Genomic DNA, 5,819 nt, shown 5'->3' with positions numbered 1-5,819 from the left:
GGCGGGCACTTTCGGCGGACCTGGGGTGGTGAGCGCCGTTCTCTTGGAGAAATCTCCGTCGCGTCTAGTTGTCTATTGCGGTCAACCCACTGTCGTCGAAGACCAGTATTGCGCCGTCGTTTGTGGTCGCGAGCGCTTGTGCGGAGCCATGGGTGACGCCGGCGGGAGCCCACTCGGCGTTGGATCCTGTGCTGGCCCAGATCTGTCCGCCGCGGCCGACACCGACCAGCTGTTTGCCGTCAGGCGATACGGCGAGGAGGTAGAGCGCAGGTGCGTCGTTCAGGGGTGCGAAGGTGGCGCCCTCATCAGTGCTGATTTGCAGCCCGTCAGGGGTGGCAGCGATCAGTTCTCCCGCGTTGTCGAGGACGAGGCTGAACGCCAGAATTTCTCCGACCGGCGACCAGGTCTCACCGAGATCGTCGGTGCGGAGGAGCTCCGCGGAGTCCGAGGCGATCCCGTAGAGGGTGTCGTTCTTGCCGGCGGCAAGGACGTGGAAGTCTTTCTCGCCGGTGAATGAGACGGGCGTCCAAGATCTGGCGCTGTCGTCGCTCCGGATGATTCCGAGGTTGGGGGAGCCGAGTTCTGGGGGCGTGGTCGGTCCGGGATGCCCGGACGCGAGGAGAGCGTCACCGACGGTGATGAGGCCCATCGCGTCGAAGTCGGTGGTCTCGATACGGGAGCCGACTTCGCCATCGGATGTGGCCCTGTAGATCCCGTCATGGGCGCCCAGGAGGTACCCGTCCTCTGCGGGGTTGGGCACGATCGCGTGAACGTGGCTGATGGTGGTGGCGTGGTCGTGTCCGGTGGTGGGCTCGGCGGGTGTGGTGCACCCGGCCAGCACGATGCTGGCCGCGATCGTTGTCGCGACCGTGAGTGCCGCACGGCGTCGCGTTCGGAAAGTGGGCAGCATGGACGTCTTGAGGGTTCGCATGATGGTGTGCGCAACAGATCGATGAGAGGGGTGCGGGAGTCCCGCACCCCTCTCCATAGATCACAGAGTTGCGAGGATCTCCTTCATGGTGGCGATTTCTTCGGTCTGCGCGTCGATGATCGTCTCAGCGAGCGCGACGGCGTCGCTGTTCTGACCGTTGTCGACTTCTTCCTGTGCCATGTCGACAGCGCCCTCGTGGTGCTGGATCATCTGCTCGAGGAACAGGGCACCAGCATCGGGACCGGAGGCATCTTCGAGGGCCTGCATGTCCTCTTCAGACATCATGCCGCTGCCGTGATCCATGCCCTCCATGCTGTCCATATCGGCGCCCCAGTCTTCGAGCCACTGGTCCATCTTCTGGATCTCGGGTTCCTGAGCGGCCTTGATCTCTTCGGCGAGAGCGACGACGCGCTCATCGACGCCGTCCTTGCTGAGGAGGACGTCGGACATCTCGATGGCCTGTGCGTGGTGCTCTTTCATCATGCTGGCGAACATGATGTCGGCGTCATTGGCGTCTACTGTGTCGGCGGGTGCGGACGAGCTTCCGCCGTGGTCCATGCCTTCCATGCCGTCGCCGGAACCGGTGCTTCCCGCGCAGCCGGTGAGAGCGAGCAGAGCTGTGAGGGTGAGTGCGGCGATCGCCGCGGGTCGAATCTTCATGAGTGTTCTCCAAGGGTCGGTGATGAGGCCCGGCTGATGCCGGTGCCAGGGGTGCGTGCCCGCAGAGCGGGCAGGCGCGCCGTCACGTGCGACTGATGCAGAGGACCGTGAGAGAGGGGGGTGGCGGGAGGGCGTGAGCGCGGGCGGGCCAGCGCGTCGTCGCGGCCGTGAGTATTGCGATCAGTGTCGCGTGCCGCCAGCCGAGCCCGATCCGTCCGAGCAGGATTGTGGCGACCAGGAGCGCGAGGACGCACGCCATCCACGTCATCGAGTCCGTGCCCCCGCACGTCGCGCATCCCGCATCCGCCGTCGGTGAGTCCGGCACGGCGGCGGCTTCGGACGTGTCGTGGTGATGGGCAGATACATCGGCCTGCGTGCTGACAGCGACGGTGTCGTGGTGGCCGGCAGTTGTCGCGTGCGAGTTGAAGGAGTGCATCGCCAGCAGACCCGCGATGACGCCCACCGCGACCGCGAGGACGGCCAAGACGGTATGGGTGAGCGTGCGCGGTCCCCGCACCTGTTGTGCGACGTTGATCAGCGACATACTCACCTCCCGTTCTCCTCAGCCTACGTCCGTCACCCTGACCGTTTCTTGCTACTTACCCGCTACTGCGTCCGGGCGGAGATCCAGCCGGCGCAGCAGCTGCGCGTTGAGCGCGACGACGATGGTCGACAGGGACATCAGCACGGCCCCCACGGACATCGGGAGCACGAACCCGATGGGGGCGAGCACGCCGGCCGCGAGCGGGACGGAGAGCAGGTTGTAGCCAGCGGCCCACCAGAGGTTCTGCTTCATCTTCCGGTAGCTGGCCCGTGACAGTTCGATCACCGACAGCACCGACCGAGGGTCGTCGCTGGCGAGGATGACCCCGGCCGAGGCGATCGCGACGTCCGTTCCCGCGCCGATCGCGATACCGACATCCGCCTGCGCGAGCGCGGGGGCGTCGTTCACGCCGTCTCCGACCATCGCGACCTTGCGGCCCTCGCCCTGCAGTTCTTTCACCTTCGAGGCCTTGTCCTCCGGTCGCACCCCGGCGAAGTACCGGTCGATACCCAGCTCGCCCGCCACGGAGGCGGCGACCGCATCGGCATCACCGGTGATCATGACCACCTGCACACCGCGCTCATGGAGGGCCTCGACTGCGTGACGCGACTCGGAGCGGATCTCGTCTGCCAGGCGTAGAGCGCCCGCAACCTTGCCGTCGACGAGGACGTGGAGGATGATCGCACCCTCATTGCGCCACTCGTCGGCAACCGGCAGCTCGTGGGCGTTCTCCTGCTCGAGCATGTACGGTCCACCGACTTGCACAACGTGTCCATCGACACGCGCACGAACTCCGACAGCCGGGGACGACTCGAAGTCAGAGGACGCGGGAACGGTGAGGTTCTTCTCCTTGGCCGCGTTCACGATCGCGCGGGCGAGGGGGTGCTCGGAGTCCGCTTCCGCGGCCGCAGCCCACGCCAGCAACTGGTCGGAATCGGTGCCGGAGACGGGGTCGATCGCGGTAACGGCGGGGGTGCCCTTAGTGAGGGTGCCGGTCTTGTCGAACAGGACCGTGTCGACGGTACGCATGCTCTCCAGCGCGAGACGATCCTTGATCAGCACACCCCCACGGGCGGCGCGCTCCGTCGCGATCGACACAACCAGTGGGATCGCCAAGCCGAGAGCGTGCGGGCAGGCGATCACGAGCACGGTGATCGTGCGGATCACCGCGGCGTCGGGCTGGCCGACGACCGTCCACACGATCGCGGTGATCGCGGCAGCGCCGAGCGCGAACCAGAACAACCACCCCGCCGCCTTATCCGCGAGCCGTTGCGCCCGCGACGACGAACTCTGCGCCTCGGTCACTAGCTTCTGAATCCCCGCCAGAGCAGTGTCCTCACCGATCGCAGTGATCTCCACCCGCACACCAGAATCGGTCGCGACCGTGCCGGCGATCACCTGATCGCCGTCGCTACGGCGCACCGGCCGGGACTCGCCAGTGATCATCGACTCGTCCATGCTCGCCGAGCCCTGCACGATCCGCCCGTCCGCGGGGACCCGCCCGCCGGGGCGCACCACAACGACATCCCCCACCAGCAAGTCAGCAGGCGCGACAGTGGTTGTCGTGTCGCCCTCTACCTTCTCCGCCTCATCGGGCAGCAGAGCGGCAAGGGAATCCAGTGCCGAGGTGGTCTGCGCGAGAGAGCGCATCTCGATCCAGTGACCAAGCAGCATGATCACGATCAGCAGGGCCAGCTCCCACCAGAAATCCAACTCGTGGTGCAACAGGCCCAGACTCGCACCCCATGACGCGAGGAACGCCACCGTGATCGCGAGGGCGATCAGCAGCATCATCCCGGGCTTACGCGCACGAAGCTCACTCACCGCGCCGGTGAGGAACGGTGCCCCACCCCACACGTACATGACTGTTCCGAGAACCGGGGAGATCCACCCAACCCACGCGGCGTCTGGCAGCGGGTATCCGAGCAGCATCGAGAACATCATCGAGAACCCGACAACCGGCGCCGCGAGAACAAGCATGATCCAGAACAGCCGCCGGAACTGGCCCACATGATCACCGTGCCCACCATGTCCGCCGTGTCCGCCATGTTCCGGGGAAGCGCCATTTTCTGGAGAAGCGCTGTGATCGTGGCTCATCGCCGCGTGCTCATCCGCCCTCATCGGCGCCGCGCCGTGGTTCTCGTGCGCGGCGTGATGGGTGTGTTCGTCCTGCTGGCTCATCGGAACTCCTTGCTCGGGTGCGCCCGGTCGAGCCGGGTGCAGACGGATAGCGACTCAGGCCTGACTGGTCGCGAGGGTATACCCGGCCTCTTCAACCGCGGCCTTCACGGCAGCGGGGTCGACCGGGGATGCGCTGTGGATGGTCACGCGGGAGATGCCGCCGGCGTTCAGATCGATGTCGACGGACTCGATACCGGCCACAGCCGTCAGCTCCTCACTGACGCTTGACACGCAGTGCGAGCACGTCATCCCCGCAACCAAAACCTCTTCTGAGGACGCGGACAAAGCGGCGGCGGGCGCGGATGCCTCGGTGTTCGAGGGGACAGCGCAGCACGCGCACCCGGCGCCTGCATCCTTCAGTCCGAGTTCAATGCGATCAGTCATCGTGCGCTCCTTCAAATAGACAGACGTGGTGGTTATGAACGGACCAAACGGGCGATCGCTTCGTTGGCCTCGCGGACCTTCTCCGCCGCAACCTCGCCACCCTCAGCGCTGGCCTCGGCAACGCAATGACTCAGATGATCGCCCAGCAGCGACAACGCCACCGTTTCGAGCGCTCTCGTCGCCGCAGAAACTTGGGTGAGGATGTCAATGCAGTACTTGTCTTCGTCGACCATCCGTGCGATCCCTCGCACCTGACCCTCGACGCGACTCAACCGCTTTCGCAGATCCGCCTTGCCTTCGGTGTATCCGTTCATGCCTAAAACATACCCCCAAGGGGTATGCAACTCAAGGCTGGTCGTGTGCATTCCCGCGTGGCTGGTAGCTCTAGCAGTGCGAGACGGACGAGACCTCGTGCGCCCTCCGAAAACGATCGTTTCCGGGCCAAGACCTGGCGGGTGGGATGCGGTGTGCCGCAAACGAGTTCCGTCTCGAAACCTCGTTTCGGGAGATCTGGTTTCGGCACGGGGTTTCGGGTTCGTCAGCTCTCGGTAGGAGCGAGCCAGGGGACGAGACATTCCCGCAACCGCGCCGGTTGCTCGACCCATGGGTAGTGCCCGCAGTCGGCGATGACCTCCAAGTCGGCACGCAGCGCTGCTGCGTAATCCCTCACGGGCTGTGCGCCGGTGAGCAGATCACGATCGCCGCCGATCACCAAGGTACGTGTAGGAGCCACGGCTCGAATTTGAGCATCGGCGTCATCGGGTATGTCCGTGAACCAGGCCATGGCAGCCGCCAAGCTGACGGCTCCGATAGCAGCGTGAGTCTGCTCTGTGAGCGTCCATTGGGCGTAGCTGGCGGGAGCGTGCCTGAGGAATGACTCTCGGAACTGTGCTTCCGTCGCCGGGTTGTCGGTGGACATGGCTGCGAGGGCGTCGACGGCTTCAGGTGCCGCGTAGGTGGCTGCAAGCGTATCCGTGTCGGATTTGGTCCCTGTCAGCCAGGTTGCCGGGGGCGTTATGAGTGCCATGGAGCGTACCCGATCTGGAAACTGCGTTGCCGTGGCGAGTGCGAGCCGAGTTCCCGCCGAGTGGGCAACGAGGTCTATCGATTCGAGACCGA

The 5,819-nt window shown here is 65.4% G+C and carries 7 protein-coding genes; all 7 read right to left on the bottom strand.

Translation table 11 applies throughout. From position 1 onward, the window contains the following. Positions 1 to 64: 64 nt before the first annotated feature. On the bottom strand, positions 65 to 910 hold the full coding sequence (locus KZA10_RS06680) for a F510_1955 family glycosylhydrolase (protein WP_218682470.1): 846 nt from the start codon (positions 908 to 910) through the stop codon (positions 65 to 67). Positions 911 to 991: 81 nt separating this feature from the next. Further along, positions 992 to 1,591, bottom strand: coding sequence for a DUF305 domain-containing protein (locus KZA10_RS06675; RefSeq protein ID WP_141388304.1), 600 nt, complete (start codon positions 1,589 to 1,591; stop codon positions 992 to 994). 82 nt (positions 1,592 to 1,673) lie between these two features. After that, positions 1,674 to 2,135, bottom strand: a complete 462-nt coding sequence (locus tag KZA10_RS06670; RefSeq protein WP_256934505.1) for a DUF6153 family protein — start codon at positions 2,133 to 2,135, stop codon at positions 1,674 to 1,676. A 51-nt stretch (positions 2,136 to 2,186) separates the two neighbouring features. Beyond that, positions 2,187 to 4,316: a heavy metal translocating P-type ATPase gene (locus tag KZA10_RS06665; RefSeq protein ID WP_374196550.1), complete on the bottom strand. Its 2,130-nt coding sequence runs from the start codon at positions 4,314 to 4,316 to the stop codon at positions 2,187 to 2,189. A gap of 54 nt (positions 4,317 to 4,370) precedes the next feature. After that, positions 4,371 to 4,700, bottom strand: a complete 330-nt coding sequence (locus KZA10_RS06660; RefSeq protein WP_141388308.1) for a heavy-metal-associated domain-containing protein — start codon at positions 4,698 to 4,700, stop codon at positions 4,371 to 4,373. A gap of 32 nt (positions 4,701 to 4,732) precedes the next feature. After that, complete coding sequence (locus KZA10_RS06655) at positions 4,733 to 5,014, bottom strand: metal-sensitive transcriptional regulator (RefSeq protein WP_141388310.1); 282 nt, start codon at positions 5,012 to 5,014, stop codon at positions 4,733 to 4,735. A 224-nt stretch (positions 5,015 to 5,238) separates the two neighbouring features. Then, a partial coding sequence (locus KZA10_RS06650) for an alpha/beta fold hydrolase (RefSeq protein ID WP_218682468.1) occupies positions 5,239 to 5,819 on the bottom strand: 581 nt, incomplete at its 5' end.

It is taken from the genome of Microbacterium sp. BF1 (assembly GCF_019279095.1).
GTDB classification, from domain to species: domain Bacteria; phylum Actinomycetota; class Actinomycetes; order Actinomycetales; family Microbacteriaceae; genus Microbacterium; species Microbacterium maritypicum.
This window is presented reverse-complemented; position numbering and strand designations above follow the sequence as displayed.